Source organism: Paracoccus sp. NIOT.M2S5SZ12 (assembly GCF_057748165.1).
In genome coordinates this window covers 1-812 of sequence record NZ_JBYLFR010000065.1, presented here as the reverse complement: position 1 = coordinate 812, position 812 = coordinate 1, and the positions used below count along the sequence as shown (strand labels likewise).

The following is an 812-nucleotide window of genomic DNA, read 5'->3' as shown; positions in this document are numbered from 1 at the left end:
GTCGCCAGGTGGGCATCCCCTACATGGTCGTCTACCTGAACAAGGTCGACCAGGTGGATGACGAGGAGCTGCTGGAGCTGGTCGAGATGGAAGTCCGCGAGCTGCTGAGCTCGTACGACTATCCGGGCGACGACATCCCGATCATCAAGGGTTCGGCCCTGGCCGCGATGGAAGGCCGTGACCAGGCCATCGGCGAGGATTCGATCCGCGCGCTGATCGCCGCCGTCGACGAGTACATCCCGACGCCCGAGCGTGCGATCGACCAGCCGTTCCTGCTGCCGATCGAGGACGTGTTCTCGATCTCGGGCCGCGGCACCGTGGTCACCGGCCGCATCGAGCGCGGCGCGGTCAACGTGGGCGACGAACTGGAGATCGTGGGCATCCGCGACACCAAGAAGACCACCTGCACCGGCGTCGAGATGTTCCGCAAGCTGCTGGACCGCGGTGAGGCCGGCGACAACGTGGGCGTGCTGCTGCGCGGCATCGACCGTGACGGCGTCGAGCGCGGCCAGGTCCTGGTCAAGCCGAAGTCGGTCACGCCGCACACCCAGTTCGAGGCCGAGGCCTACATCCTGACCAAGGAGGAGGGCGGCCGCCACACGCCGTTCTTCGCGAACTACCGCCCGCAGTTCTACTTCCGCACGACGGACGTCACCGGCACGGTCAAGCTGCCCGAGGGCACCGAGATGGTGATGCCCGGCGACAACCTGAAGTTCGAGGTCGAGCTGATCGCGCCGATCGCGATGGAGGAGAAGCTGCGCTTCGCCATCCGCGAAGGCGGCCGCACCGTCGGTGCCGGCGTCGTCTCCAAG

General features: G+C 67.1%; 1 protein-coding gene. It reads left to right on the top strand.

The window, feature by feature from the left end; translation table 11 throughout:
- A partial coding sequence (locus tag AC2SGK_RS18300) for an elongation factor Tu (protein ID WP_488324803.1) occupies positions 1-812 on the top strand: 812 nt, incomplete at both ends.